This window comes from Undibacterium sp. GW821-FHT11B02 (assembly GCF_058808955.1).
In genome coordinates, this window is record NZ_JBXASD010000001.1 from 483195 (window position 1) to 509741 (window position 26547).

24 protein-coding genes are annotated in these 26547 nt (G+C 51.3%); 10 read left to right on the forward strand and 14 right to left on the reverse strand.

Annotated elements, in window-relative coordinates; genetic code table 11:
* The first annotated feature begins 120 nt into the window (after positions 1 to 120).
* Positions 121 to 1044 (forward strand): LysR family transcriptional regulator, encoded by a 924-nt coding sequence (locus AC1RVX_RS02040; RefSeq protein ID WP_493214902.1) that lies wholly within the window; start codon positions 121 to 123, stop codon positions 1042 to 1044.
* Here AC1RVX_RS02040 and AC1RVX_RS02045 read toward each other — a convergent pair whose 3' ends face one another.
* Positions 1045 to 1518 carry a GNAT family N-acetyltransferase gene (locus tag AC1RVX_RS02045; protein ID WP_493214903.1) on the reverse strand — a complete coding sequence of 158 codons (474 nt, stop codon included), beginning with the start codon at positions 1516 to 1518 and terminating at the stop codon, positions 1045 to 1047.
* On the reverse strand, positions 1511 to 2113 hold the full coding sequence (locus AC1RVX_RS02050; RefSeq protein ID WP_493214904.1) for an SIS domain-containing protein: 603 nt from the start codon (positions 2111 to 2113) through the stop codon (positions 1511 to 1513). The genes AC1RVX_RS02045 and AC1RVX_RS02050 overlap by 8 nt, the downstream gene beginning before the upstream one ends.
* 257 nt (positions 2114 to 2370) lie before the next feature.
* On the opposite strand from AC1RVX_RS02050, the gene AC1RVX_RS02055 reads away from it, so the two are divergent.
* Positions 2371 to 3639: a glycerate kinase type-2 family protein gene (locus AC1RVX_RS02055; protein WP_493214905.1), complete on the forward strand. Its 1269-nt coding sequence runs from the start codon at positions 2371 to 2373 to the stop codon at positions 3637 to 3639.
* A gap of 41 nt (positions 3640 to 3680) precedes the next feature.
* Here AC1RVX_RS02055 and AC1RVX_RS02060 read toward each other — a convergent pair whose 3' ends face one another.
* Both AC1RVX_RS02060 and AC1RVX_RS02065 read right to left on the reverse strand, forming a co-directional pair.
* A complete protein-coding gene (locus AC1RVX_RS02060) occupies positions 3681 to 4634 on the reverse strand; it encodes an MrcB family domain-containing protein (protein WP_493214906.1) in 954 nt (317 codons plus the stop codon).
* Between the two features lie 351 nt (positions 4635 to 4985).
* Positions 4986 to 7229, reverse strand: coding sequence for a M9 family metallopeptidase (locus tag AC1RVX_RS02065; RefSeq protein ID WP_493214907.1), 2244 nt, complete (start codon positions 7227 to 7229; stop codon positions 4986 to 4988).
* A gap of 665 nt (positions 7230 to 7894) precedes the next feature.
* Between AC1RVX_RS02065 and AC1RVX_RS02070 the strand changes: the two genes are divergently transcribed.
* Positions 7895 to 9901, forward strand: coding sequence for a hypothetical protein (locus AC1RVX_RS02070; protein WP_493214908.1), 2007 nt, complete (start codon positions 7895 to 7897; stop codon positions 9899 to 9901).
* A gap of 9 nt (positions 9902 to 9910) precedes the next feature.
* Here AC1RVX_RS02070 and AC1RVX_RS02075 read toward each other — a convergent pair whose 3' ends face one another.
* Together AC1RVX_RS02075 and AC1RVX_RS02080 are read right to left on the reverse strand one after the other, a co-directional pair.
* Positions 9911 to 10297, reverse strand: coding sequence for a VOC family protein (locus AC1RVX_RS02075; RefSeq protein ID WP_493214909.1), 387 nt, complete (start codon positions 10295 to 10297; stop codon positions 9911 to 9913).
* Positions 10298 to 10376: 79 nt separating this feature from the next.
* Complete coding sequence (locus AC1RVX_RS02080; RefSeq protein WP_493214910.1) at positions 10377 to 10748, reverse strand: GtrA family protein; 372 nt, start codon at positions 10746 to 10748, stop codon at positions 10377 to 10379.
* 266 nt (positions 10749 to 11014) lie between these two features.
* On the opposite strand from AC1RVX_RS02080, the gene AC1RVX_RS02085 reads away from it, so the two are divergent.
* Genes AC1RVX_RS02085 through AC1RVX_RS02095 form a run of 3 tightly spaced genes read left to right on the forward strand, consistent with a single transcriptional unit; the run spans position 11015 to position 13040 of the window.
* Complete coding sequence (locus AC1RVX_RS02085; protein WP_493214911.1) at positions 11015 to 11266, forward strand: hypothetical protein; 252 nt, start codon at positions 11015 to 11017, stop codon at positions 11264 to 11266.
* Positions 11267 to 11317: 51 nt separating this feature from the next.
* Entirely contained in the window at positions 11318 to 12205 is an 888-nt protein-coding gene (locus tag AC1RVX_RS02090; protein ID WP_493214912.1) for a sensor histidine kinase, read from the forward strand.
* 28 nt (positions 12206 to 12233) lie between these two features.
* The gene (locus tag AC1RVX_RS02095) at positions 12234 to 13040 is read left to right on the forward strand and encodes a LytR/AlgR family response regulator transcription factor (RefSeq protein ID WP_493214913.1); all 807 of its coding nucleotides are present in this window, start codon (positions 12234 to 12236) and stop codon (positions 13038 to 13040) included.
* Positions 13041 to 13068: 28 nt separating this feature from the next.
* Here the strand turns inward: AC1RVX_RS02095 and AC1RVX_RS02100 are convergent, their stop codons facing one another.
* The 4 genes from AC1RVX_RS02100 to AC1RVX_RS02115 form a co-directional block, all read right to left on the reverse strand.
* A complete protein-coding gene (locus AC1RVX_RS02100; protein ID WP_493214914.1) occupies positions 13069 to 13878 on the reverse strand; it encodes a basic secretory protein-like protein in 810 nt (269 codons plus the stop codon).
* A gap of 226 nt (positions 13879 to 14104) precedes the next feature.
* The gene (locus tag AC1RVX_RS02105; protein ID WP_493214915.1) at positions 14105 to 14869 is read right to left on the reverse strand and encodes a LytR/AlgR family response regulator transcription factor; all 765 of its coding nucleotides are present in this window, start codon (positions 14867 to 14869) and stop codon (positions 14105 to 14107) included.
* Positions 14866 to 15957 carry a sensor histidine kinase gene (locus AC1RVX_RS02110; protein ID WP_493214916.1) on the reverse strand — a complete coding sequence of 364 codons (1092 nt, stop codon included), beginning with the start codon at positions 15955 to 15957 and terminating at the stop codon, positions 14866 to 14868. Before AC1RVX_RS02110 ends, AC1RVX_RS02105 begins: the two co-directional genes overlap by 4 nt.
* Before the next feature lie 41 nt (positions 15958 to 15998).
* Complete coding sequence (locus AC1RVX_RS02115) at positions 15999 to 16571, reverse strand: transcriptional regulator (protein ID WP_493214917.1); 573 nt, start codon at positions 16569 to 16571, stop codon at positions 15999 to 16001.
* Positions 16572 to 16881: 310 nt separating this feature from the next.
* On the opposite strand from AC1RVX_RS02115, the gene AC1RVX_RS02120 reads away from it, so the two are divergent.
* Positions 16882 to 17691, forward strand: coding sequence for a hypothetical protein (locus AC1RVX_RS02120; RefSeq protein ID WP_493214918.1), 810 nt, complete (start codon positions 16882 to 16884; stop codon positions 17689 to 17691).
* A 7-nt stretch (positions 17692 to 17698) separates the two neighbouring features.
* On the opposite strand, the gene AC1RVX_RS02125 is transcribed toward AC1RVX_RS02120, so the two are convergent.
* Positions 17699 to 19459, reverse strand: a complete 1761-nt coding sequence (locus AC1RVX_RS02125; protein ID WP_493214919.1) for an allantoate amidohydrolase — start codon at positions 19457 to 19459, stop codon at positions 17699 to 17701.
* Between the two features lie 240 nt (positions 19460 to 19699).
* Here AC1RVX_RS02125 and uraH point away from each other — a divergent pair, with 240 nt between their 5' ends.
* The 3 genes from uraH (at position 19700) to AC1RVX_RS02140 (ending at position 23024) form a co-directional block, all read left to right on the forward strand.
* On the forward strand, positions 19700 to 20053 hold the full coding sequence (uraH, locus tag AC1RVX_RS02130) for a hydroxyisourate hydrolase (RefSeq protein WP_493214920.1): 354 nt from the start codon (positions 19700 to 19702) through the stop codon (positions 20051 to 20053).
* Between the two features lie 490 nt (positions 20054 to 20543).
* Entirely contained in the window at positions 20544 to 21764 is a 1221-nt protein-coding gene (locus AC1RVX_RS02135) for a urate hydroxylase PuuD (protein WP_493214921.1), read from the forward strand.
* A 36-nt stretch (positions 21765 to 21800) separates the two neighbouring features.
* Positions 21801 to 23024 (forward strand): M20 family metallopeptidase, encoded by a 1224-nt coding sequence (locus AC1RVX_RS02140; RefSeq protein ID WP_493214922.1) that lies wholly within the window; start codon positions 21801 to 21803, stop codon positions 23022 to 23024.
* A 671-nt stretch (positions 23025 to 23695) separates the two neighbouring features.
* Here AC1RVX_RS02140 and AC1RVX_RS02145 read toward each other — a convergent pair.
* The 3 genes from AC1RVX_RS02145 to xdhC form a co-directional block, all read right to left on the reverse strand.
* Positions 23696 to 23884, reverse strand: coding sequence for a 4-oxalocrotonate tautomerase (locus AC1RVX_RS02145; RefSeq protein ID WP_493214923.1), 189 nt, complete (start codon positions 23882 to 23884; stop codon positions 23696 to 23698).
* A 75-nt stretch (positions 23885 to 23959) separates the two neighbouring features.
* Complete coding sequence (gene guaD / locus AC1RVX_RS02150; RefSeq protein ID WP_493214924.1) at positions 23960 to 25291, reverse strand: guanine deaminase; 1332 nt, start codon at positions 25289 to 25291, stop codon at positions 23960 to 23962.
* A 125-nt stretch (positions 25292 to 25416) separates the two neighbouring features.
* Positions 25417 to 26541 (reverse strand): xanthine dehydrogenase accessory protein XdhC, encoded by a 1125-nt coding sequence (xdhC, locus tag AC1RVX_RS02155; RefSeq protein ID WP_493214925.1) that lies wholly within the window; start codon positions 26539 to 26541, stop codon positions 25417 to 25419.
* Positions 26542 to 26547: the final 6 nt, after the last annotated feature.

Sequence of the window (26547 nt, forward strand, 5' to 3'; positions counted from 1 at the left end):
TGATTGGCTGGTGTGGAATACATTTTCAAACAACAAAGAAGTATTTACAATCGACATGAATGCATAGGTTTTATGCATATTTGAATACATCCCGCAAATTACCTGATGTCTGGAATGTGTATGTCTGATCTGCAATTTGACCCTGGCCAAACCGACTGGAACCTGATCCGTGGCTTTATTGCGGTAGTGGAGCAAGGCTCGCTGACGCGTGCGGCAGAAGTGTTGGGGCTCAGCCAGCCGACCTTGTCACGCCAGATCGCTGAGCTGGAAAAAGCGCTGGGGGCACCACTATTCGAACGGGTGGCACGCGGCCTGAAGCTGACCGCTGTTGGCGACAGACTGGTAGAACCGGCACGCCACATGATGACAGCAGCCCGTGCCTTGAGCATGGCCGCCGCAGCGCAGGACAATAGCCTGCAAGGCACTGTCCGGATCACGGCCAGTGAAATGGTATCAGCTTTTGTACTACCATCCCTGTTGTGCGAGCTTGCCCGGCAACACCCGGAAATCCAAATTGAAGTGGTCGCCAGCAACCAGGTCAGCAACCTGTTGGAGCGCGAAGCCGATATTGCCATCCGTATGGTCAGGCCCGTACAAAGCGCCCTGATCGCCCGTCACCTGACCGACTGGCCGATAGGCATGTATGGACATCGCGATTATTTGGCCAGTTTGCCCAGCCTGCCAGACAAAAATCAGGCTGCTGCCCTGCCCCTGATGAAGCAATTTCGCTGGCTGGGTCTGGATCAGTCAGACCAGTACATTGCTGGTTTTCGCGATGCTGGCATACAGATAGACCGTCATTTCTTCGACTTCAGGTGTGACAATCACCTGGTCAACTGGCAAGCCATTTTGCAGGGTTTGGGCATAGGTATCGGCATGTGCTGGCTGGCAGAACGCCACAAAGAACTGGAACAGGTGCTGGTTGAGCAAACCCTGCCAGCCTTGCCGGTATGGCTGACCACCCACCGTGAACTGAAATCCAGCAAACGCATCCGTACCGTGTTTGATTTCCTGGCGGATGGCTTGCTGAAGCAGCGCTTCTAATCAACCCAGTTGCAGCACATAAGAGCGGTTTGCCCCGGATTCTGGCGGCGGATTTTCTGCAGCGCGCCAGCCCAGGGATTCATACAAACGAATGGCACTGGTCATGCTATCCCAGGTATCCAGATGCAAGACCTGAAAACCAGCCTGCCTGGCCGCAACCAGCGCTTGCGTCAGCAGGGCCCGACCAACACCCAGACCGCGACATTGCTGACTCACATGAAAACCAAACAGTTTGGCTTGCCCGTCAGGCAAGGCTTCCAGCGCCAGACAGCCGACCACTTCACCATCGAGTTCAGCCACCAGTTCAATGGCGTTGCTACTGTCTGGCAAACCCGCCGCCCCTATCGCTGCATCCAGTCCGGAAAATTCGACGCTGATGCCAAAGTCGGCTAGCGATGCACTAACGATCTTGCGTATCTGTCCATTATCATTCTGAACGGCACGACGTATGTTGATTATTGACTGTTCAGACATAGTTTCCCGGAAAAAAATGACGTTCCACCATCTCGATCAAGATATGCAAGACCTTGATATGCAATTCCTGAACGCGGTCGGCGAACTGCCCACCAGGTGTACAAATGTAAACACTGCTTAATTTTTCCAGCGTTTCGCTGAGTCGGCCACTAAGTATGATGACGTGCATGCCACGCGCCTGTGCCACTTCTGCCGCCCGGATCACATTCTTGCTGGTACCGCTGGTGCTGAGGGCCAGCAGGCAATCTCCACCCCGGCCATGGGCTTCTATGAAACGGGAAAACACTTGTTCATAACCCATGTCATTGCTGACACAGCTCAGATGACCGGCGTCGCTGATGGCCATGGCGGCCAGCGCTGGCCTGTCCTTGCGATAACGGCCAGTCAACTCTTCGGCAAAATGCATGGCATCACACATGGAACCACCATTGCCACAGCTATACACACGGCCCTGTTTTTCAAATACACCTATCAGTAGCCGCGCAGCCTCCTCAATCGAGGCAAGTGCCTCTTCATTGGTCAGCAAATTGTCCAGTGCTGCTTTTGCTTCCAGCAGGCTGGCGAATATGTGCTGTTTGTTATCTTTTACTGTCATAACGCACCGCTCAGTTTTATCAAATGAAAGATTTAACCACAAAACCGCTGAAGTACCACCAGATGGAGAAAAACCAGCATCGGTCCGTCCTCGTCATGGGCATGGTAACCGTGGCATACACGAAAAAATTTCATTCGATGAATGGCGATTTGACGGCATTCTGTCAGGCATACTCAATTTTGTTTGAATAGCAAGGCGTTAAGAACTGCACTACGCCGTTCGATATGAAACATCGGCCCTTTTATGGAAACCACAACATGACCACCCTTTCCCCTCGCCAGTTCCTGCTTGACCTGTACAGTAGCGCCGTTGCCGCCGTCAGTGCAGAAAAATGTCTGCCCGCATTTTTGCCCTCTCCACCTGCAAAAGGTCGCACTCTGGTCATTGGCGCTGGCAAAGGTGCAGCAGCGATGGCCAAGGTGGTGGAAGATCACTGGCGAGGCGAATTATCTGGCCTGGTGGTAACCCGCTATGGCCATGGTGCGGATTGCAGCAAGATAGAAGTGGTTGAAGCCGCCCACCCGGTACCCGACGAAGCAGGCAAACAGGCAGCTGCACGCATACTGAACATGGTGCAAGGATTGAACAAGGATGACCTGGTACTGTGCCTGATCTCTGGTGGCGGCTCTGCCCTGCTGGCTTTGCCGGCAGACGGTATCAGCCTGGAACAAAAGCAAGCCATCAACAAGGCCTTGCTGAAAAGCGGTGCCGCGATTTCTGAAATGAATTGCGTGCGCAAGCATTTGTCAGCCATCAAGGGTGGTCGCCTGGCGCTGGCCTGCGCCCCGGCACGCGTGGTGACTTTGCTGATATCCGATGTACCCGGTGACGAACCTGGCATCATCGCCAGCGGCCCCACCTTGCCCGATGCGACAACATGTGCAGAAACCTTGGCGATCTTGCGCAAATACGACATCGCCATCCCTGCAGAAATTTTGCAACATTTGGAAAGTGGCAAGGGCGAAACACCCAAGCCCGACGACCCACGCTTTAGCGACCATAGTCATCACATTATCGCCACCGCACAGGAAGCACTGGAAGCCGCGGCCGCCACTGCACGTGCAGCAGGTATCACGCCCTACATTTTGTCAGATGGCATAGAAGGCGAAGCACGCGACGTGGCGCTGGTGCATGCTGCAATCGCAAAGCAGGTTGCTAAACATGATCAACCATTTCAAAGACCGTGCGTGCTGATTTCAGGCGGTGAAACCACCGTCACCGTGCGTGGCAAAGGCCGTGGTGGCCGCAATGCAGAATTCTTGCTGAGCCTGGCAGTCGCACTTGATGGCCATACAGATATCCACGCAATAGCCTGCGACACCGATGGCATAGATGGTTCCGAAGACAATGCCGGTGCCGTGTATGCTCCTGATTCGATTGACCGTGCAGCGGCAAAACAATTACGCGCCCGCAATCTGTTGGATAACAACGACGGCTACGGCTTTTTCAGTGCACTCGATGACCTGGTCGTCAGCGGCCCTACACGTACCAATGTCAATGATTTCAGGGCGATACTGATACTATAAACATCACTCCACAATAACAACCCGCATCAGCGAAGACAATGTTAGAAAGCATCGGTAACAACATATTCAGCCCGAAATTCTTCAACACTGTGGACGTAAGCTGTCTTATGTATCATTCGATGGCAATTAGAACATAAAACAGTAAAGTCTCTTTTGGGATCTAGCATTAGTTTTTTACCTTTTAACTCTGAAATGGGAGTTAAGTGATGAGCTTCAATAAACTCACGACCTATAACACCATATTTTTTTTCGAAGTCAAAACCACAAGCTTTGCATACATAACCTTGTGCTTGTTTTGCGCGCTGCGCAAGCTTCCGATTTCGTTCAACGCGTTTATGCTCCCGTAAAGTGCGCAAATCCTCTGCTTCCAACATAATTTCATCGTCTTCTGCATCAGCTCGTTCAAACAATTGCGCTTCATTGGAAACAAGAAGAGAGTACAAATTAATAAATTTTTTGAGATCCGAGTTCAGTAACTCATCATTGGGTAAGGCTTCTTTAGAATAATAAATGGCACATATAGAACCCACTTCATAGTACGAACTGAGATTTGAAGCGGTACTTGATACCAGGTCAATTGTGCCAGTAAGCAACTCCTCTGCCAAAGGGCCGAGACGAGCAAAAAAATCCGCTGCGCGTACTTTAAGAGCCAATTTAGCTTCTGCACCGTATTGTTTCCGTACAGATGTGACACCTTGATTTAAACTGAGATAGATACCAGAAAAATCCTCTTTAACTAAGTAGACTACGTAATATCCGTCCCTGGCACTCTCAGTAATGAATCTATCAAAGATAGCGGCCCATGGGGCACGAGCCCAATTGCCCTGACCTACACTGCCATGAAAAATATAGCGGGGATCAGTTCCAACTATCTCAGCAAGGATTGCAGGTACCTCTCTACGCACAAATTCAGCAACACCATCGCCTCCAAAATTACGTTTAGTCGCTTTTGGATATTCTTCAAGAAATAGACTTAAAGCAGCATTGAGACTCATAGAAGTTTAATCAATTTATACATCCTTAAAATAGCTAAGAATTACTGAATGTAAATCCCAAATCTTTTTTTCTTTGGATAAGGTCATACAACTTGTTATTAGTACGATATCAGACGACCTTATATCAATTGTTTTTATTAAAAAAAATAATTCTTACCATTTTTGTCAACAAGTTATAGATTCTTTAATCTCATATAGAGTTGATAGTATAACTATTAAAAACCAACGCCTCATTTGTTTAAAAAATAGACCTGTATGGACAAAAAAAATGTAAATACATAATGCCCTCCTTCGACGCACTCCCTTTTGGTGAGTGCTTGCCGTTAAGCACTCACCAACTCCTTACTTCACTCAATCATACGTCGCTGACAAGGTCACCCCGGCAAAACTCTGTCTCGCATTCAGCATGATGTAATACCAGCGGTTAGCTGTTGGATTGCTGATTGTCACGCTTTCGTCATTACCGCTCTTGACTGAAGCAGCGTCGTAGATACCCGTGCTGGGATATTTGTCTATGGAGACATACAAGTCCACGTCGCCAGTACCGCCGCTGGTAGCCAGCCTGAGGTTTTTTGCACCTGCCGGCAGCATGATGTACACATATGCCTGGCTGCTGGATGACAGATTACGCTTTGCGCAGTTTTTGCCCAGATAACTGCCTGCAGGGCAATCTGGCAAGCTGTTATCGACTGGCAAAGGTGGTTCACCGGCAGTAGTAGCCGCAGCAACCCAGGATGAAAATTCATTGTCGTAGCGGTTGCCCAGATAGTTCATATAGCTTTGATAGCCATCGTAATCACCAACGCGAAACTTGGCGACGACTGCATCGACATCGCTGCGGTGCTTTTCCACCATGAAGCGGGTGGCCATATAGCCCCAGCTATAGGCGCGGTTCACATAATCAGCCATGCCATAAGTGTTGCCAAAGACCTGGCTGAGTTTGTAGGTGCCGGTTTTGGCTGCGTCTATGGCTTTCTGGTTATTGTTTTTTTGCGAAAGGTATTCTGCAATACCTTCTATCCACCAGACCGTGGGCTTGACCGTAGCAGCATTGAAATCCCCTTTCATGTCGAAGCGGCCATCAAGGTAATGTACAAATTCATGTTGCAGATTCCAGACCTGGAAAACCGGGCGCAACCAGGATGCTTCATGGGCGATAAAGCGCGCCTGATTACTGGTGGAACTGGGGTCACCTTCCAGATACATGCCGCCGTTGTCGGTGCTGATGCCATACAGTAGGGACGCGTATTTGCTGTAGTTGGTGTAGTCATCAAATACCACCACTTCGAGTGAAGTATTATTGTCCCCTGCTACTGGCTGGCGTTTGCTTTGCAACATGGTGTGGAAATAATTTTCTTCCGTCGCCAGCATGGCGCATGAATCCTGCAACTGCGCGGTGGTCATATCCTGTGCCCGGATCTTGATGCTGGGGCTGCAGGTATAGTTATTCTTCAATATCGCATTGGCCAGTGTGGTTTCGAAATTGCAAGTACCATATTCGGCGCAATTGGCATTGTCATAGTATTTGACGGCAGATGCGGCATTCAGCCACAACATGCTGTCGGCACCGGTCATGCTGGAACTGCTGAGCTGGTATTTGACCATGGGTTTGACCGTAGCTTGCAGACTGGCATACTGCATGAACCGGAAGGCTTCGTTTTCCGTATCACTGAGCTGATATTCCAGACTGCTGCCCAGCAAGGCGGCCTTGTTGTTGACCACAAAATTGTTCAGGGCCGTCACGTAAGAGAGGTCATTAAGCAAAATTGGCTGGGCGTCTGGGCGTGAATGCCCATAGAACAACACTGTCAGCGCGGCAGTATAACCGTCAGCTACCGTCGAAGATTTAAGTGCGTCGGTGGCAGTTGGATTGGAAGCGGTGTTTGTATAGCGTATCACCAAGTTTTTGACACTGGGCAGGTAATATGCTTCATCATGTAAATTGGTGACCAGCTTCAGAGTTTCAGCAGCGGTGCTGGGTGCCTGGGCGTTTGCCCTGAACAGCTGGCTACCATCCAATAATTGCTTGATGGGCATACGCAAATTTGTCAGCAGGCTCGATGCCGGTGCTGGAATGGTATTGCCACTGGCCAGGTAATAGCCGGCGCGCAAATAAATCAACAAGTTAACCACGGCCATATTGCTGGCGTTGTAATTGGCTGCCTCTTGCGCAAAGCGATTCACGATAGCGCTGAAATTGGCTGGCGAATAAATCTTTGCCGCATCCGTTGCGTTCAAGGAAAACAGGCCGTAATGACAATCATAACTGGGCAGGTTGACGATGTACGTCGCCAAAGCATCACCACTATAGCTGCCCAGCGTATTCATGTTTTGGCAATCCGCCGTCGGTGGCGGTGCAGCCAGGGTTTTCTGTTTGGTGACAATACCCAGATCCAGGCGCGGGGCATTTGTTGGAGGCAGGTTGAATTTCTTTTGCTCCACAGTCGGGGGCAGCGTCAATCTTTGATGCGGCATCGGTGCCTGCCTGAGTCTGGCATGTTCTTCGGCGTCTGCTCCATTGGCTGCATACGCCGTGTTTGCCAGACACAAGGCCAGCAAACCACTTGTGGTGATTATGTTCTTTGAATATTTCATGTGATACGTCTCCCTTGTTGTTTTGAAGGAGGCGAGAAGATATACATCATGCATGCAAACAAGACCTGCAAACGTTGATGCATTCCCTTGCCCCGTTTATGTCAACACATCCATCTGTCTGCACATGCCACCCATCTTTGCCATATGGTGTAGCCGCAGCTGAGAAATAAAGACTTGAATGCCGACGAGATCAAATGCTTATGCATTTGATTGAAATATATTAGTAATATATTTAATTAATATCTAGGAGATTCAATATAAACAAGGGAAATTAGGCTTTTGGCATGTAATGCAGAATTTCTATTCAGTAATTTTGCTGCATTAAAAATAATGTTTTGCAAATTTGCAAATACTAGAAAATCGGTAAGCGAGCCGTCGGGCGTTACAAATAAATCACTTCCAGGCAAACTCCGTCTTGTTCTCCTGACATACAATCTTGGAAACTTCTTTTTGCCATATCCGTGTCACTGCGACCACTAGTGGACTGTAACAGTTGAAACAGAAGTGAAAGACGCTTGCCCGGCGATCAGGGCAAGGCGCAAAGCGGAGCGATAGTGAACTATCGCGAGCATTTGCAACGCAGCCATGATCGTCGCGCAAGCGGAAGGCACTCTGTTTTCGACTGTTACAGTCCACTAATTTGATCCCTCCTTCTAAGGATGCCCATGAATGCTGCAGTCGCTGTCCCAATGTCCAGCCTTTTCCGTTCCAACTCCTTACGCACTTACGCACCCAGACCGGCTTTGGGATTTCGCACCGGTATCAACCAGGCCCTGATTTACCAAGAGTTCATGGAAAATCAGGGCCTGGCAGTGGCGGCTGACGGCAGTATCTGGACGCTGACCATGAATTCAGTCTCGCAATTCAGCCATAGCCTGGGCAAGCTGAACAAAGTCTGTGATAACACGCTCCACAAGCCCAGCATGTTTGGCTTTCCCCGCCATTTGGCACCAGTGAATTTTCAGCGGGCTTTTTTTATCCAGTCCAAAAACAATGTCGCCGTGGTGACAGAATATCAGCAGGATTTCCCTGAAGCAGATGGCTTTGTCAAATTTCTTGCCGCCTTGCCGGACAATGATGTACCCAGCGCCATCAGCGCAGGTTCCGATGGCAGCATGTGCGTGCTGGGACGCAGTGGCCACGGCTGGCTCTACAAGGGCGCACAAGGCTGGCAAAAGCTGTCCGCGCCTGAGGGCACCAAATTGCTGCATATCTCGGTCGGCGCTGCGGATTTTATCCTGGCACTGAACCGCCAACATGGCCTGGACCAGTTACTGCGTCTGCAAAATGGGGCATGGGTAAAACACGATGATTTGCTGCATCAGGGTGTGACCTGGATAGGTGCGTGCGAAGGCAAGGAATACTGGTGGACCTCAGCCGACATGCAAAAAAATGGTGAACTGCATCTGATACGTGATGGTGCCAAGGTACAAAGCTTCAACATACCGAAAGGTGGGGTGGGATTCACGGCCGCCACTGTCCGTTCATGCTATTTCTTCTCTCTCGAATCCATCTGTTTCATGCGGGCAGCAATGGGGATCATGGATCAGCCAGATCAAGCCTGGCCCGCCATGACCCCGGCACAAACACAGATCTATAACACCATGTCAAAAGAACTCGGTGTGGTGGATGCACTGGGGGTACGCTCCCAATACACCAATGTGAATGCCCCCTTTTCGATTTGGTATGACAAGCTCAAAAACATCACCCGCCCTGATAAATTTACAGTCGCTGATTGGGAATTGATCAGGAACCAGCTCAGGGATGAACTGGAATATGTGAAGGCAGTCAGCGCCCTGTCAGTCAATGTCGGTTTGCTCAACGGTACTGTGGGCCAGATCTATACCAATACCTACAACCAGGTCATCAAACTGATGGACCTGCCGGAAGAAACCACCCAACAGCCATCCACAGTTATCAGCATGGTGCTGGATCAGTTGGTAGGCAAGTTGCAGGGAGCGGTGATTGACAAGGCGAAAACCTATATCGGATCAGAAGCGGTTGGCATCGCCATGGCCTGCTACAAGTTTGCCAATGACCAGATAGCCAAAAAGAACAATCTTCCTGATGGCACGGTACCCCTGATCATTGCCTGCTCCAAGCTGGCAGCCACCTTGACTGACATCATCCTGGAAAGCGAAAAAGCGCGCGGCACCTATCAAAAAGCCATATTGACTGATTGGGGCAAGCTTAGTGGCTGCGGTGAAGCGATACGCAGCGGTGTCTGGTACTGGGGGCCGGAAACCAATTACACAGAAATTAAAACGCTGGGGCCGTCGATTGCACTGAATTTTTATCAGTCCCTGATGCCTGTCAAATGGAAAATTGTACTGTGCCAGGGCGTGCAGGCTTACCAGCCGCCGCTAGATCCGTTTATGCACAAGGTGCCACGCTATTCACTGATGTTCAAGACCGTCAGTGATGCCAAGCAAAATAAAATCTATTGGTGGTGGGCCTGCATGGAAGTCGGTGCCGGGCTGGAACAGCAGACCAATGGACCATTTCCGCATCAAAAATTGATGGAAGCCATTTTTTCCCTGAACACCACGCCACTGGATTTCTTTACCGGCCAGAACGGCTGGAAGTTATCAGTGGCGGCGGTTCCTGGCTATCGCCCACCGCCAGATGGTGTGGCATGGCAAGCCTATGAAAATGTAGGTTCACCTTTTTAACAGCACAGCTCATTTCCAGACATTCACATCCCCGGCTTCATGAAAATCTGAACGCTGGGGATTCACCACACAAAACCGGTGTCCGGTGGGGGCTTCCATCACCGTCCAGCGCTCCATCACCTGGACGACTTTGGCACCCAGCTTTTCCAGGCGTTGTACCTCGTCCTGGATATTGTCGGTTTCTATATCCAGATGCACGCGGCTGGGGTGGCTAACCTTTTGCACCAGCAACCTTGCCTCTTCCTCTGGCACATCCAGGTGGACATACTTTGTCGCCCACTCTTCATCAGAGGCGATAGTGGGATAGCCCAAAGCGCTGGCCCAGAAAGTGGCGGCTGAATTGATGTCATCCACTTGGCAATCGATGACCAGACCTGCCAATCGACTTTTATGCATGTGTACCTCCGGTCAAAGTGTTTCTTACCAACGAAGCAATTCACATTTTAAAGATGAACGGGTTAACGCATATCAGGGTTCATTTAAAAACCCATATTTTGCTACCTATAAAATTCCAGAGAAAAACAATCCCGGTAATAAATATCTGAGATATCCAGTAATTGACGTGCAGATTTGTAGTCAGGAACCACATCGCCACGACATTAAACAAAAATCCCACACCCAGCACGGCAAAATATTTGGGAGCCAATGAAAGATGTTCGCCATCGCTTTCAAAGGTAAAAAAATAATTCAATGCATAGTTTAAGAGTGAGCCCAGCAAATACCCTGTTGCCGAACAAACGGTAGGAGAAAGATGCAAGTACTCAACCCCCAACCATAGCGTGAGGTACTGGGTTGCCGTACCACATAAGCCAACCATGGCAAATTTAATCAATTCCTTGATGACCATCTTATTATTCTTTTAAGCAGAAACCGTCATTCTATCTAAAAAACCCGGCATCCTGACATCTGCCGTCCATAACGGGGGATGCGACCACCCCCATTTATCTTCCCCCAATACCATTAAACCTCGCCATTACGCACTTGGTCGCAAGCAGCTGTCACCTGCAAAAGAGTATCGCTATAGTCACTACATGGCAGCAAACGAAGGAGAACACCATGAACCCAGGCAATGATTTGATGACCATCCAACACACAAACACAGAGGAAAATGACATGAACAACACAAACAACAACTCTACACTCAACTTTGTCAAGAATCTGGGTGAAACACTGCGCTACGTAGGGCAACATGCTTTTGACTGGATCATCCAGGCATCCTGGAAAAAGCTCTTGCTGGTATCCTTGCTGACCATCATCACCGGCGGCCTGATCCATCTGTCATCCCTGGCGAATACCGCAGTCCTGGGTTCTATTCTGGTAAAACTGTTTGCCAATAAAGACAAGCAGACTGCTTCCCGGGTTTAATACCCGACCAGACAAACAAGCTGGCAGTGAACAAGATATCGAGAAATGATCATGAAAGACCAAGACAATAATAAAGTGCTGGATTTCGTCACGGATGTCACCGAAACGGTGACCGTGCTGTGGTGGAAGTTCTTTGACTGGCTGGCAGTCGTATCATGGACGTATCTGCTGATCACCGCACTGGTGGCGATGATTGTGGGTGGCGGCATGCTGGGTCTGGGTGGCTTTGTGTTCTTGCTGATCGTTGTCTCCATCATGATCAAGAGCCTTGCCGGCGGCAAGCGACGTGCAGAAATTGCCGCCACGGCAGCCGCCACACGTGCCGATGTTGAAGCACTGGAAAGACGAGTGCTGGAAGCCGAAATGGCAGCCCTGCAAGCCCAGATAGAGCCGCATTTTCTGTTCAACACACTGGCCCTGATAGGGCAGTTGATAGAAACCAATCCTGCTGAAGCCAGCAAGGTCCATCAGCACCTGATCAAATACCTGCGCTCTGCCTTGCCGCAAATGCGCGACAAGGGCAATGGCAAGCTGGGGCAGCAGATGGAAATGTGTCGTGCTTACCTGAACATCATGCAGGCACGTATGCAAGAACGCCTGACTTATCAGATAGAATTGCCTTCTGAGCTGGAGTTCTTGCCCTTCCCTTCCATGATGATACAAACTCTGGTGGAAAACTCCATCAAGCATGGCCTGGAACCCAAGACCACGGGTGGACATATCACCATCAGCGCCAAAAAAGTGGATGGACAGTTGCTGGTCGAAGTCACAGACAATGGCATGGGTTTCAATATGCATGCCGATGATGGCCTGGGCCTGAGCAATATCCGTGAACGCCTGAAAGTGCTGTATGCAGGCAAGGCCCAGCTCATCATTGAGGCACCGCAAAATGGAGGTGCCACGGTCGGCATACAGGTGCCTCTGGATATAAAAAATTAAACACCCGTTTTCAGCATAAGGCAAGAACATGTCAGCAATAGCAAGCGCAGTAGCAACCGCAATGATCGTTGATGATGAAACCCCGATGCGTGAGCAATTGCGCTCGCGCCTGCAACAGGCATGGCCACAGCTATCCATCATTGCCGAAGCAGCGAATGGTATTGCCGCCATCGAACAGGCAGAAATCGACCGGCCCGACATCATCTTCCTGGACATACGCATGCCAGGAAAAAATGGCATAGAAGCTGCCAGCATCCTGGCCAAACAGGCACTGATCGTGTTCGTCACCGCCTATGATGAATATGCAATACAGGCGTTTGAACGCGGTGCCATGGATTATTTATTGAAACCGGTAGAAGCCGAACGCCTGGTCGCTACCTGCGAGCGCCTGCAACAACAGTTGGAACAGCGCCGACAAGAAAAACAATTACCCGCCAATGCACACAACCAGGCAGCACAGGTAGAACAATTGCTGACACAGTTGATGCAGCATCAGGGCCAAAACCGAGAATACCTGCGCTGGATACAGGCCAGCGTAGGCAGCAGCCTGCGTATGATCAGTACTAAAGAAGTTCTGTTTTTCCGTTCCGATGAAAAATACACCCTGGTACAGACCGAGCAGGCAGAATTCCTGATACGCAAATCACTGAAGGAACTGGAAGACGAACTCGACCCCAAAGAATTCTGGCGCATACATCGATCCACGCTGGTACGTGTGTCGGCCATTGCTGAAGTAACGCGGGATTTTCGTGGCCGCCAGCTCGTCGGCCTGAAAGGTCATACAGAGAAACTGGAGGTTAGCCGTAACCACTCCCATCTGTTCCAGCAAATGTAAGGCTCTGCCTTTTTTACTATCGGGGGTATCAGGATTTGACGGGTGCCGCTGTCGTCATTATTGCCGCTTTGGACGCCTCGACAAATTCCTGCCATAAAGTATCCAGCGTGGCACCACCATACACGGCAAACAGCTCCGGTGTATATTCACCCTTGCTGAGTGCACGGTTCAGATTTTTGACGATGTCCTTGTTCTTGTTGATTTCCAGCCAGTACAAGAAACTGGAAGCGACGGTGTAAGCCTTCAGATAACCCTGTTCCTTCATATTGACACCATGCTTTTCCAGCATATAAAAATACGGCGCATCGGGCTGATAGCCTGTGAGCTGGTCTTGCCCATTCATCTGCAGAGTGGCGCTGATATCTTTTTCAAAATACTTGTGACGCACATAGTCAGCGATACCCTCCACCAACCAGCCGACTTGTTCCTCCGATGGCGGGTATTGCTGGTTGATATGCGTGATTTCGTGCACCAACATGGCCTGGAAGTTGTCGGGCATGGCCGCCACCTGTTCAGCAGAAATGTAAATGCTATTATCGCTGGCATAGGCAACAACATTTGCCAGTTCCGGCCCAAAACCGGGCATCAGTACAATTTCAACGTTCGCAAAAGGCAAGGCATGGCCTTCATCAAACAGCAGGCTATTGATCAATGGATACCAGGTTTCTACCAGTCGCTGGCTTTGCTCCACACGGGCTAACACTTCAGGGCTGGGCTTGAATTCGACCTGGGCTGGTTTATCCACATTATCGGCAGCATAACTCAGCACCGGCATGAAATAACTCGCCAACAGCAGCAAGGCCGGGCAGATGACACTGCGGCTTAATGGGTTTTTCATTTTGATGAAGGTTCCAAGTTGTCAGGCATGGTTTATCGCCTTGAGTCTGACACGGTCGCGCTGGATGGATCTGTAGAATTTTCTGATTCTAGAATGAAAGAACTATTTCTTCAAGGTTGCGATTTCATCTGGACATAAAGAAGTTAAGCAGATATGGCCAAGATTAAGGCTGAGCATACTTTATCTTCGAATGCGATTTGACCCAAGGGCAATTCAACAAGCCCCTTCACATACCCTTGAACCGATATTGATAACGCTGGCTTACCGGCAAGCGCGCACTGTGTTCGCGCAAGCTTAGCCATAGCGCGGCATCCGCATCGCGGTTGACGCTGGCAATCCGCTTTACAGCCACCAGGTAGCCGCGATGAATCTGCCAGAATCCGGCCTCTTCCAGCGTGTCTGCCAATTCTTTCAAAGGGGTACGTATATGTGCATCGATGGTATCGGTCACCACGCGTGTGTATTTCAACTCGGCGCAAAAATAGATAACATCGCTGAGATCGATAAAGTGGATGGTATTGCCGACCGCCGCCTGCAACCAGGCCGGAGACTTCGCCTTGCTCTGTGGTCTGTCCTGTATTTGCTGCATGACACGGCTGATATCCAGTGGTGGCGTGCCCAAACGTTCGCGTACTCTGGTGATGGTGCGTGCCAGCCTGGCTGGGCTACTGGGTTTGACGACATAATCCAGTGCACCTTCTTCAAAGGCGGCGATGGCATGTTCCTGGAATGCGGTAACAAACACCACATGGGTGCGGGCCGCAAAGGCTTTCGCCACTTCCAGTCCGTTCAGACCCGGCATACGTATATCGAGGAAGGCGACATCTGGCGTCATTTCTCTTGCCAGCCTGAGCGCTTCAAAGCCATCAGTCGCTTCGGCGACTATCTCAGCTTCGGGCCATAACAGCGCCAGCGACTCGCGCAGTTCTGCCCTGAGCAAGGGTTCATCATCGGCTATCAGCACACGCGGTTTTCTGTCGGGGTTATTCATGATTCTTTTTTGATTGCGGTCAATGGCACGATCAGCTCTGCTACTGTGCGTTGGTCTGGTGCCACACGCAATTCAAATCTAGCCTTGTCACCATACAGGGCATGCAGACGCTGACGCAAATTGCGTAAGCCTACGCCGCTGCCGAGTACCTTTTGCTCCAGCCCGGCACCATCATCGCTGACGGTGATATGCAGATATCCGGCCAACTCATGTGCCTGCAGTATGATTTCCACCTGCCCTGGCTGGCGTTCAACGCCGTGCTGTACGGCGTTTTCCACCAGTGACATCAGCATCATGGGTGGCAAGGCTACGTCATTCAACGCCGGCAAAAATTGCAATTGAAAACGCAAACGGTCACCAAAGCGTATGGCCATCAATGCCAGATAATGTTCTGCGAGTTCGAATTCTCTTTCCACTGTGGACATGAGGCTGCGCAAATCGGGCAAGGCACTTTGCAGATAGGCGATCAGGTGGTCCAGCATCTGCACGGCCTTATCCGGGTCGTGGCGCGCCAGATAGCGGCTATTGGCCAATGTATTATAAAGAAAATGCGGCTCGACCTGCGCCTGCAAAGCCTTCAGTTCAGCCGCCAGCGCCAGCTGTTTCAAATTGGCGATCTGCAAGTCACGCGACTGTGTCTGCGCCCGCCACAAGGGCAAACCCAATAACAAGCTGGTGAACGTCAAGGCGCTGACAAAACCCTGCAGGGTATTCAGGCCACGCAAGTCATTGACATCCACCCACCAGTGATAAGCGTTCACCGCTGTCCAGGATGTCAATACAGCTAGCAACAACAAGCAACACCATACCCACAGCCAGTTATGCGACCTGCTCGACAAGCGCAGGCTGGCGAGCAGTATCCACCCCGTTACACACAGGGGCGTAAGCAACAAACCAAACAAGCCCAACCACGCATGGGCCTGCCACAGGAATGCCAGTAAAATAACCCCCACCAGCAAACCTGCACTCAGCAATGCCTGCCGTCTGGAAAAACCCAGCGCGCCGGACACAAGCCCTGCCACATCACCATCAGGCTCACCGCCGAAAACAGGAAACCATTTTTTGCCAGTGGGACTGGTCCACAGCATCTGCTTACCCGCTGTGGCCAGGGAATTCAATAACGCTAATGTCATAAGCTGGGAGTGGCGGGCAATTGCTTGCCCTGCTTCATTTTATCTACCGGCACATCATTACCGACTATTTCCAACTTCAGATCGTCCAGCCAGACTTGACCCTTACCCCCATCAATCACACCAAAAGCAATGGAGTTGGCGTTGGCCGGCACATCCAGCACCACGCTGCGCAATTGCCAGTCAGTGGTACCGGTGATGGGTTTATCTTCGCTGTTGTAAAACGGTGTTTCATCACGAGAAGGTGTATCAACGCGCATCCACAGACCTGCCCAACTATCCACCTCTTTGGTTTTCACCCGAGCCTGAAAGCGCACGCGCTTATTACGATACTGGTCCGCAGAAATCTGCTGCATCAGCGTACCCCAGCTATTGCCTTCGCCGCTCACGTACCGTATGAACTTGCCACCTTTACCAGTGACGGTCTGGCTGCGGTCAATACCAATTTGATAGGATTTCGGTGTTTCGCCAGCCAGCAGCCAAGGTTCGGCCAGTTTCTCTACCGATTCAGCAGCCAGTGCGTACAGAGATGAGGCGGCAAGTACAGACAAAATAATGTATCCAGGTTTCATGTTTTCTCCTTTTCATGACGACATGTCATGTGGCTACTTTGCCAGAGACAAATGCGGCCATGGCAGGCTTGCGACAAGCGCATGATTTTAACGATAAACGCAGTCACGATAAGATAAGTGAGGCGGCTTGCTGTCGCATCAGACGGTCAACTTGCTTATTTGGCACATATTTTAGAATGTATTTGTCATATACAAGCAATTTGTAAAAATTTGCAATAGTGCTTTTTTGAAAACAAGGTTCTCGCGATACTTTAAGCTTACCGTCGGCACAGGCGGAAATTATTTCAAAACACTTCAGGGAACCCAGAACATGTCCATGACAGCTACTGATCACTTCGCCAGCATTGCTACGGCCTTTCCTACACGTCGCATGACTGTACTGGCTACCGGAAAACAAGGCTTGATGGCCAGCATAGGCCTGGGTTTACTGTTCGCCGCCCTGACGGCCGTGATCGTGTACTTCACCGTGCCGGATTTCATTTATGACTATAAGGTGTCCAAAGACCCCGTGGTCGATACGCAGTCCGAAATAAATGGTTCATGCAAAACGCGGAAAGTCATTTTTGTTGATTGTGATGTCACGATCAAATACCAGGCAACACCAGAAGACAGTGCAGTCAAAGAAATCAAACACAGTTTCTGGTTTGTCAGTTTCAACCCCTCGCTGAAAACCGATGCGGTCAGGTACAGAAAAGACATGACGATGATTACGACAACAATGGCGACTGAGCATATCACCAACCGTTTTTTCATGATACTGGGCTTTACCCTGATATTAGGCGGGCTTTCCATAGGCAGTTTTTTCGTTGCCTGGCAAGCCTTTAAATTGCATAGCGTCACAAAGCACAAGCTGATGCTGAAACCAATACTGGTCAGTGTCACCAATATACAAAACGAGCGAAACATCACTTTTGAAACTCAAGTTGGCGGCATCAAGAAAAAACGCAGCAACATCTTGCGTAAAAAAGATCGCCCATTATTCCTGTCTGAGCAGGCCAATATGGCGCTGGCAGTTGAGGTGCCCGAAGCCAACCACGTCATCCTACTGGATGAACAGCTGACTGTACTGGATTTTACCGAACAGGAAAAAACCGAGATAAGGAAGGCAATCGCCGCCTAGGCAGAATTTAGTCTTTGGCTGTAAAGTTCCTTAGAAAATCCAGCAAGATCTGCGCCGATACTTCAGCATCATCGGCAGTCATGGTTTCCAGCGGATTGTGACTGATCCCACCGTTGCCACAGCGGGTAAACAGCATGGCCACATCAGTCATCCTGGCGATGGCCATGGCGTCATGGCCTGCCCCTGATGGCAGTTCAAATGCTGGCAAACCCGCTCTTTGCGTGGCAGAGGCCAGTTGCTGCATCAACCAGGGGGCGCATGGGGCAGCCGGGGCGGCTACGGCCCTGACGGCATTGACTTCTATATTGCGGCGCTGACAGACGGCTGCGATATGCGCCAGAATGTCATTGACAGCCGCATCGCGCAGGGCATCATCGGCAGCGCGTATATCCAGTGACAGGTTGCAGGCCCCAGGTATCACATTCACCGAACCATGCGGTACCTGTAATTGCCCCACTGTGCCCACCAGCGATGTCCCATTGGCACAACGCTGTTCCACGTACAGGATGATTTCTGCCGCAGCGGCAGCGGCATCCTTACGCATATGCATGGGGGTGGTACCGGCATGGCTGGCCACGCCCTGTAGTTGCACCTGATAGCGGCAACTACCGGCGATTGAAGTGACTATGCCCACCGGCAGGTCACGTCCCAGCAAGACCGGTCCCTGCTCTATATGTACTTCGACAAAACCCAGTATTTGTGCAGGGTCACGGGCTATCGCGGGTATCTGGCCGACATCATGTCCGGCAGCTATCAGGGCATCACGCATGCTGATGCCGACGGCATCGGTTTTGTCGAGCAGGGCCAGGTCAAACTGGCCGATGATGGCATTGCTGCCGAGGAAGGTGCTTTTATAGCGCACGCCTTCTTCTTCAGAAAAACCTATAACCTCCAAATGGAAAGGCAGTTTCTCGCCCCTTTCATGCAAATGCCTGATGATAGCAATGGGCAGCAATATGCCTTCACGCCCGTCATATTTGCCGCCATTGCACACGGTGTCGTAGTGGGAACCGGTCATCAGGGTTTTGGCGTCTGGGGCATCAGACAGATAGCGGCCAACGACATTACCGACGGCATCAATATGCACCTGCATACCAGCTTCGCGCATCCAGGTCGCCAGTTGCCCTGCGGTTTTCTGATGCGCTGGCGTCATATAGGCACAGGTCAGACCATCGGCATCATCGCTCCAGCTTGCCAGGGTTTCTGACCATTCCATGATGGTGGGGCCAAATTGCAATGTGTGGCCCAGCAAGTCATTCAGGCGCAGTTCGGCAATACGGCCTATCTGACGCAGGCATTCTGCCGTTTCATCTTCGCGCTGGTTTTTAAAACGGCGCTGGAAAGTGGCAATAATGGCTTGCCGGGTAAAACCCTTGCCATCCGGCCCTTTGACGGCCAGGATGAAGGGGAAGCCAAACTTGCTGTTGTAACCGGCATTCAGTTGATGCAGGGTGGCGAATTCTTCCGGGCTACAGTTGTTCAGGCCAGCCTTGGCCTGTTCACCGGTTGATTCCTTGGTCAGCTCCCCTGCTATGGCTGCTTTGCCCGCCAGTTCCGGATGGGCGCGGATCAGGCCCAGTTGTTCGTCTTGCGTGGCTGCGGTGACCACGGTCTGCAAAGCCAGCTTCAGCGCGGCGATGCTGGTGAAAGGTCTGTGTGCTGCTGCTCGTTCCGGTATCCAGGGGGAATGTTCATAGATACCATGCAGGATTTGCACAAATTCCGCCGCCGTGCAGTGGTTCAGGTGGTCCAGAGTGGTAGTTGTCATCGCTAAGGCCTTGGCTAAATTTTGAAAATTGTATGCCGGTTTGACCCTGGCATGATCATGTCGCTCAATCACAACTCTGCACAACTCCGCAAAATTCCGGCATTGCAACGCTTATCTGACTTCATGCCGAGTTCATGCCATCTCCATGATCTGTATATCTTCGATAGTATATTGATAGACTGCAGAGAGTATAAGATTTGGCTGATAGGGTATTTCAAGACATCAATATAGGAGTTCACAATGGGAAAGCTCAGTACGCATGTGCTGGATATCAGCATAGGCAAACCCGGTGCGGGTGTGCAAGTGGCCTTGTATGCAGTTGAAGCAGGCCAGAAGACCTTGCTGAAAACCGAGGTCACCAACCATGATGGCCGCTGCAATGCGCCTCTGCTAGAGGGCGACAGCCTGAAACCCGGCCAGTACGAACTGGTGTTTGCCGCCGGCGATTACTTCGACAAGCAGGGTGTGGATCTGCCCAATCCCAAATTCATAGACCGTGTGACCCTGGCATTTGGCGTGGCAGATGCCAGCCAGAATTACCATGTGCCACTGGTGGTGTCACCCTGGGCGTATTCGACCTACAGAGGTAGTTAAAAAGTGTTGACCTGATTGTGCAATAAGGTCGTGCCATTAAGGACTTACGCAAAATTGTCCCAGCAAGGCACCAGCGACGAAGACAGTACTTTTAGTACGGCAAGGAGCTGCAACGCTGCTGGGGCGATTTTTGCGTATGTCCTACCTATATGGAAATCCGTATTTTTACTATACTGTGTTTTCTATGCAGTTCGCGATGAAAAAGTTTATCGTTGACAGGGGAGTGTTGACCTAAACACTCCCAGTTTTTTTGCTATCGCCCTTGCCGACCACAAGTCGGCAGGTGGCAGTAGTGAAATCCGCTGTAAATAATAATAAGAAGTGCTGTGGTTTTTTTTAGTGCTAAATTCGTCAATAAGAATGACGTTTCTGAAAGTCATTGTCCTGGTCGCAGCGGAGCTGTCATGGTTCGCGACCACTTTGGGATTTTTTTATCCCTCTCGTCTGAAGAGCCCGCGGAGGCAGACGAGCTTCAAACATGAGAGAACACATGGAAGCTTTTTTACTTGCGTATGGCACAGAATGGCTAAACCTGATCGTCCGCTGGCTGCATCTGATCACGGGCATCGCCTGGATAGGCGCATCCTTCTATTTCGTCTGGCTGGATAACACTATCCGCCCACCCAAGCCCGGTTCTGACTTGGCCAGCAAGGGTGTATCCGGCGAATTGTGGGCCGTACATGGTGGCGGCTTTTACAATCCGCAAAAATACCTGGTTGCCCCCAAGGAATTGCCGGAAGAACTGCACTGGTTCAAATGGGAAGCCTATTCCACCTGGCTATCAGGTTTTGCGATGTTGTTTATCGTATATTACTTCAATGCGTCGGCAATGATGATAGACAAGTCCGTCGCCGACCTGAGCAACTGGCAAGCCATAGGCATAGGCCTGGGTACCCTGCTGGTGGGCTGGACCGTGTATGACCTGCTGTGCCGTTCACCTTTGGGCAAACGCGATGGTCTGCTAGGCATCGTCATGTTTGCATTTATTGTTGGGGTGGCCTTTGTACTGTCGAAATTGCTTAGCGGCCGTGCTGCCTACATACACGTCGGTGCGATGATGGGTACGATGATGGTTGGCAATGTGCTGATGCTGATCATCCCCGGTCAGCGCAAGCTGGTCGAAGCCATGCAGCAAGGCAAATCGCCTGACCCCATACACGGCCAAAAGGGCAAACAACGCAGCGTCCACAATAATTACTTTACCCTGCCGGTGCTGTTCATCATGATCAGCAACCACTACGCGATGACGTACAACCATGCCTATAACTGGCTGGTGCTGGCGGTCATCATGGCGGCGGGCGTGTCCATACGCCATTTCTTCAACCTGCGTCACAAGGGGATTACCAACTGGGCTTACCCTGCGGTTGGCGTGGTCTTGTTGCTGGCAGTGGCAATTGCTATCGCCCCCAAACCTCCAGCAGCGCAAGCCGCAGCGACTGGCCCGGATGCCGCCGCTGCCCAGTTTGCCAAAGTGCAGTCCATCATCAGTCAACGCTGTGTCGCCTGCCATGCGGCGGCACCAACCCAGCCAGGCTTTGCCACCGCACCGGCAGGTATCAGGCTGGATACTGCTGAATTGATACATCAGAACGCCGTCAAGGTGAATATGCAGGCAGTGCAGCTAAAAGCCATGCCTATAGGAAATTTGACGCAAATGACAGAAGACGAGCGCGCCGTCATCGGTGCCTGGTTTCAGGCCGGTGCCAAATAAGCCCGGCGATACGTCAGCACAATAGAAAGCAAGCCCATGAATCACTACGAACAACTCGACACCTGGATCGACACCCACTTTGACGAGCAGGTGAAATTCCTGCAAGAACTGGTACGCGTACCCACCGATACCCCACCCGGCAACAATGCCCCGCATGCTGACCGCACTGCCGATCTGCTGCAGGACATGGGTATCAACGCAGAAAAACATGCGGTGCCCGACAGTGAAGTCAAAGCCGCTGGCCTGCAAAGCATCACTAACCTGCTGGTGCGCCGTGTGTATGGCCCCGGCAAGACCATCTTGCTGAATGCCCATGGTGATGTAGTGCCACCCGGCGAAGGCTGGACCAAAGCCCCGTATGGCGGTGAAATAGAAAACGGCAATATCTATGGCCGCGCCACTGCTGTCAGCAAATCTGATTTTTCTACCTACACCTTTGCCCTGCGTGCACTGGAAGCCGTTGCCAAGCCCAAGGCTGGCACGCTGGAACTGTTATTTACCTATGATGAAGAATTTGGTGGCGAAGTCGGCCCCGGCTGGATGTTGAAGCACAATCTGGTCAAGCCGGACCTGATGATTGCCGCTGGTTTTTCATACCAGGTCATCACCGCCCACAATGGTTGCCTGCAAATGGAAGTGACCGTGCACGGCAAGATGGCGCATGCAGCGATCCCGGATTCTGGTGTCGATGCCCTGCAGGCTGCTGTCAAGATGTTGAATGCCCTGTATGCACAAAACACCCTGTACAAACAAGTCACATCAAAAGTGGAAGGCATCACCCACCCTTACCTGAATGTAGGCACCATAGAAGGCGGTACCAATACCAATGTCATCCCCGGTCGTGTCACTTTCAAGCTTGACCGTCGCATGATCCCCGAAGAAAACCCGGCAGAAGTCGAAGCCACCCTGCGTCAACTGATCACCAACACTGCCAACGACCTACCCGGCATCAGTGTCGATATCAAACGCCTGCTGCTGGCCAATTCCATGCGCCCTCTGCCCGGCAATACACCGCTGGTGGATGCGATACAAAAGCACGGTGGTGAAGTATTTGGGGAAGCGATTCCGGCGATGGGCACGCCTTTGTATACCGATGTGCGCTTATTCTCGGAAGTGGGTATTCCTGGTGTGATCTATGGTGCGGGGCCACGTACGGTGCTGGAGTCACATGCCAAGCGGGCTGATGAACGATTGAACCTGGAGGATTTGAGAAAAGCGACCAAGGTGGTGGCGCGGAGTTTGGTGGATTTGTTGGGGTAAGGGGGATGGGGTTCAGCTGTGCAGCAGCGATCACGTGATCGTTGTTACGCTTAAAGTACCATCATATCAACAGTCGCTCTAACGAAAACTAAAACCTAGTGGTGCTTGTTGCATATCGCTTGTTTGACTCAACGCAGCATTATCCTCACGTTTTAAAATACGTTCACTCGTCGAGTTACGATTGCAGGTCGGGGGTAGCCCGACAGCTACTCACTTTTCTTTTCTTGCAAAGAAAAGTAAGCCAAAGAAGGCGCCCGCGGCGTCGCTGCCCCTTCGGGGTCCCCGTTTATGCGGGACAAAAAATGGGAAAGCTTCGAAACTCGCTACCCTTGCAGGGCGCACAATCGCTTGCAAGCGATTGTGCGCCCTGCAAGGGTAGCGAGTTTCGGATCTTCCCATTTTTTGTGACGCACAAATTATACTGAAGCGCAGCGTAAGCACCCGTAGGGCGAGTCTGCGGTCGCCTTTCTTTGATTCCTTTCTTTGGCGAAGCAAAGAAAGGAATTCGGCCGCCGGGCCGAGACCCGGCTTGGTTCTACGAAGAGCAATCTTTTAATCAAAGTACGGCATACAACAAACGCCGCTGGGCTCCTGCCTTCGCAGGAGCGACGTCAATATGGATACTGTTACTCAAAAAAAAGCGCGTTAGTTCAGGGGAAAGAAAACATCTTTTACTTCTTATCAGACCACAAAGTCCCGCCTGACGCCCAATCCTCCCGCCTGACTTCCTGGATAATAATATCCACCGCCTCCGCTGAACAACCCAGCGTCTGGCAACTGGCTTCCGTCACGGCTTTGACAAAGGCACGCTTTTGTTCCAGCGTGCGGCCTTCAAACATTTGTACATTGATGGTAGGCATGATGTGTCCTTATGAAAATACGGGCGGTTCAAATTGATGAAGCAGCCAGCATCATAAGTCAGTTGCGACAGAATTTCACGCCAGCCGTTGATGTACGCATTTGCCTGCGGCATAGGTTGCCAATACAGTGCGGTCGTCGCCCAGCAGAGCCAGCGCAAACAATAATTCGTCCAGGCTTTCTGTGTGACTGGTACGACGTGCCAGCAAGGGGGTGGCTTGCGGGTCGAGGACGATGAAATCGGCTTCGGCTCCATTGACGAAATTGCCTATCGTGCCTTCCAGTTGCATGCTGCGGGCACCGCCCAGTGTCGCCAGATAAAACATGCGCAAAGCAGGCAGATAGGTACCGCCAAGACGTGCCACTTTGTAGGCTTCATTCATGGTGCACAGTATGGAAAATGAGGTACCACCGCCAACATCCGTTGCCAGTGACAGGCTGACCTGCTGGGCATCGGCGCGTTCGAAATTAAACAAGCCACTGCCCAGAAAGAGATTGGAAGTCGGGCACAGGGCCACTGCTGATTGCGTTTCTGCCATGCGGGCACGATCTGCATCATCAAGCCAGATACAGTGCCCATACATGGCGCGTGGGCGCAGCATGCCGAACTGGTCATACACATCCAGGTAACTGCGTGCCTTGGGGTAAAGCGCTTTGGCCCAGGCCACTTCATCGGTATTTTCTGCCACATGGGTTTGCAAGAATGTGTCGGGGTAGGCTTGCGCCAGTTCACCGGCCAGTTGCATTTGTGCATCGCTGGATGTTGGGGCAAAACGCGGCGTGATCGCATACAACTGGCGACCACGCTTATGCCATTTCTTGATCAGTGTTTCGCTGTCACGTATGCCACCTTCTGCAGTATCGCGCAAAAATTCGGGGCAGTTTCTGTCCATCAAGACCTTGCCCGCCACCATGCGCAGATTGCGGGCTTCGCTTTCGGCAAAGAAGGCTTCGACAGATTCTGGATGCACGGTGCAATACACCATGGCTGTAGTGGTGCCACAGCGCAGCAGCTCATCAATAAAGAAGCGTGCCACATCGGCGCTGTGATTGATATCAGCAAACTGACGCTCAGTCGGAAAGGTATACGTCTCCAGCCAGGGCAGCAAACCCGGTGCCGGTGACGCAATCATATCGGTTTGCGGATAGTGGATATGGGTATCGATAAAACCTGGGACGATGAGCTTGCCACGGTAATCAATAACTTCGGTCCCTTCTGGCAGGCTGGTATGCAATTGTGCATAGTCACCAGCGGCCTGAATTTTTCCCTCATTCACGATTAACAGGCCATCCTCATGCCAGGCATACGCCTGGTCATGAAAAGCCGGATCGTGTTTGAAATGCAGCACACTGGCGCGGTAAGCCTGCAGGCCAGTTTTGTTCATATTGCCTGATGAAATGGCAGTCATACTAGGGTCTTTCGTGAAAGTCTGTCTTGCGGGCGCAAGCAAACCGGACCGAGCTATTGCTTTACTCAGTCCAGCAATACATTCGCATTTGTTGAAGCTGGGTGCTAAGCGCTAACCGCGAAACGTTAACGCTTAGCCAGCGAGTGGCATGCATCTAAAACCTGTTTTTCTGCATTTGCTACAGACTGCTGAATTGTCTGCGTCGCTATCCTGGCAAGCACACGTGCAAGTTCTTTCTGCTGGTGAAGTTCATGCTCTTCCCATACCTGCAAGAGTTGGGCAACCACAGAAGCCGCAATCACGGCCGGTTGTTTGCCATTGATACCGGGCAAGCCTATGGGGCACACCATGTCATTCAGGCGCATGGCTGGTATACCGCGTTCCAGCAGACGGCGCTCAAACTGCACGCGCTTGGTTTGTGAACCAATGAGGCCAAACCAGCACACATCATGACGCCGCAAAATATGTTCGGACAATTTCTGGTCAAGTGTATGACTATGTGTCATCACCAGAAAAGATGTGGCTGGTGCTGCAGTATCAATCAGTGCTTCTGGACTATCTGTAGCTTCCACTGCGACATTTTCCGCCAACACGGTTGGAAACATGTCTTCACGTTCATCCACCCAGGTAATGCGGCAAGGTAAATCAGCCAGGGCGCGCACGATGGCAGCACCAACATGACCGGCACCAAACAACATCAGGTGAGCGGGGTAAGCCAGACAAGCCTCAAGCAACCAGCGCCGCCCGGCTGTATCTGTCAGCACCTGACAAGGATTTTGCATGTCGATCTGAATGGGCAGTGCAGCAGGCCAGGCAGGACCATGAAGATGTGTACCATCAGCACCGCACAAAGTCGGGGCCCGTGCACTATCCAGCGCCAGCAGGCGCCAGCTGTCCTGGCCCATGCGCCAACGCTGGTTCAAGTGATAGAAGGTCACAGCATCTGACTGCACGCGTTCAAACACCAGATGCACGACGCCACCACAGCACTGACCCAGGCTGGGGCCAAGCGGGAAGCGTTCACGCCTGCGTTGTGCGGCAAGTTCTGATTCTGGCATGGACAGCATGTTACGGGCGATTTCTATCGCCTTCATTTCGAGATGACCACCACCAATAGTGTCGAATAATTTGCTCGCCGTGACCAGCATCTTGGCACCCGGTTCACGCGGGCCAGAGCCCAATACCGTAGCAACCGTCACCAATATCTTTGGTGCCGGTTGGCTGACGATAGCGTTTAACCAAAGCTTCATGACAGG

Coding starts and splice junctions, on each gene's coding strand:
- AC1RVX_RS02040 (WP_493214902.1), top strand. CDS start 121: ATGTCTGATCTGCAATTTGACCCTGGCCAAACCGACTGGAACCTGATC.
- AC1RVX_RS02045 (WP_493214903.1), bottom strand. CDS start 1,518: ATGTCTGAACAGTCAATAATCAACATACGTCGTGCCGTTCAGAATGAT.
- AC1RVX_RS02050 (WP_493214904.1), bottom strand. CDS start 2,113: ATGACAGTAAAAGATAACAAACAGCACATATTCGCCAGCCTGCTGGAA.
- AC1RVX_RS02055 (WP_493214905.1), top strand. CDS start 2,371: ATGACCACCCTTTCCCCTCGCCAGTTCCTGCTTGACCTGTACAGTAGC.
- AC1RVX_RS02060 (WP_493214906.1), bottom strand. CDS start 4,634: ATGAGTCTCAATGCTGCTTTAAGTCTATTTCTTGAAGAATATCCAAAA.
- AC1RVX_RS02065 (WP_493214907.1), bottom strand. CDS start 7,229: ATGAAATATTCAAAGAACATAATCACCACAAGTGGTTTGCTGGCCTTG.
- AC1RVX_RS02070 (WP_493214908.1), top strand. CDS start 7,895: ATGAATGCTGCAGTCGCTGTCCCAATGTCCAGCCTTTTCCGTTCCAAC.
- AC1RVX_RS02075 (WP_493214909.1), bottom strand. CDS start 10,297: ATGCATAAAAGTCGATTGGCAGGTCTGGTCATCGATTGCCAAGTGGAT.
- AC1RVX_RS02080 (WP_493214910.1), bottom strand. CDS start 10,748: ATGGTCATCAAGGAATTGATTAAATTTGCCATGGTTGGCTTATGTGGT.
- AC1RVX_RS02085 (WP_493214911.1), top strand. CDS start 11,015: ATGAACAACACAAACAACAACTCTACACTCAACTTTGTCAAGAATCTG.
- AC1RVX_RS02090 (WP_493214912.1), top strand. CDS start 11,318: ATGAAAGACCAAGACAATAATAAAGTGCTGGATTTCGTCACGGATGTC.
- AC1RVX_RS02095 (WP_493214913.1), top strand. CDS start 12,234: ATGTCAGCAATAGCAAGCGCAGTAGCAACCGCAATGATCGTTGATGAT.
- AC1RVX_RS02100 (WP_493214914.1), bottom strand. CDS start 13,878: ATGAAAAACCCATTAAGCCGCAGTGTCATCTGCCCGGCCTTGCTGCTG.
- AC1RVX_RS02105 (WP_493214915.1), bottom strand. CDS start 14,869: ATGAATAACCCCGACAGAAAACCGCGTGTGCTGATAGCCGATGATGAA.
- AC1RVX_RS02110 (WP_493214916.1), bottom strand. CDS start 15,957: ATGCTGTGGACCAGTCCCACTGGCAAAAAATGGTTTCCTGTTTTCGGC.
- AC1RVX_RS02115 (WP_493214917.1), bottom strand. CDS start 16,571: ATGAAACCTGGATACATTATTTTGTCTGTACTTGCCGCCTCATCTCTG.
- AC1RVX_RS02120 (WP_493214918.1), top strand. CDS start 16,882: ATGTCCATGACAGCTACTGATCACTTCGCCAGCATTGCTACGGCCTTT.
- AC1RVX_RS02125 (WP_493214919.1), bottom strand. CDS start 19,459: ATGACAACTACCACTCTGGACCACCTGAACCACTGCACGGCGGCGGAA.
- uraH (WP_493214920.1), top strand. CDS start 19,700: ATGGGAAAGCTCAGTACGCATGTGCTGGATATCAGCATAGGCAAACCC.
- AC1RVX_RS02135 (WP_493214921.1), top strand. CDS start 20,544: ATGGAAGCTTTTTTACTTGCGTATGGCACAGAATGGCTAAACCTGATC.
- AC1RVX_RS02140 (WP_493214922.1), top strand. CDS start 21,801: ATGAATCACTACGAACAACTCGACACCTGGATCGACACCCACTTTGAC.
- AC1RVX_RS02145 (WP_493214923.1), bottom strand. CDS start 23,884: ATGCCTACCATCAATGTACAAATGTTTGAAGGCCGCACGCTGGAACAA.
- guaD (WP_493214924.1), bottom strand. CDS start 25,291: ATGACTGCCATTTCATCAGGCAATATGAACAAAACTGGCCTGCAGGCT.
- xdhC (WP_493214925.1), bottom strand. CDS start 26,541: ATGAAGCTTTGGTTAAACGCTATCGTCAGCCAACCGGCACCAAAGATA.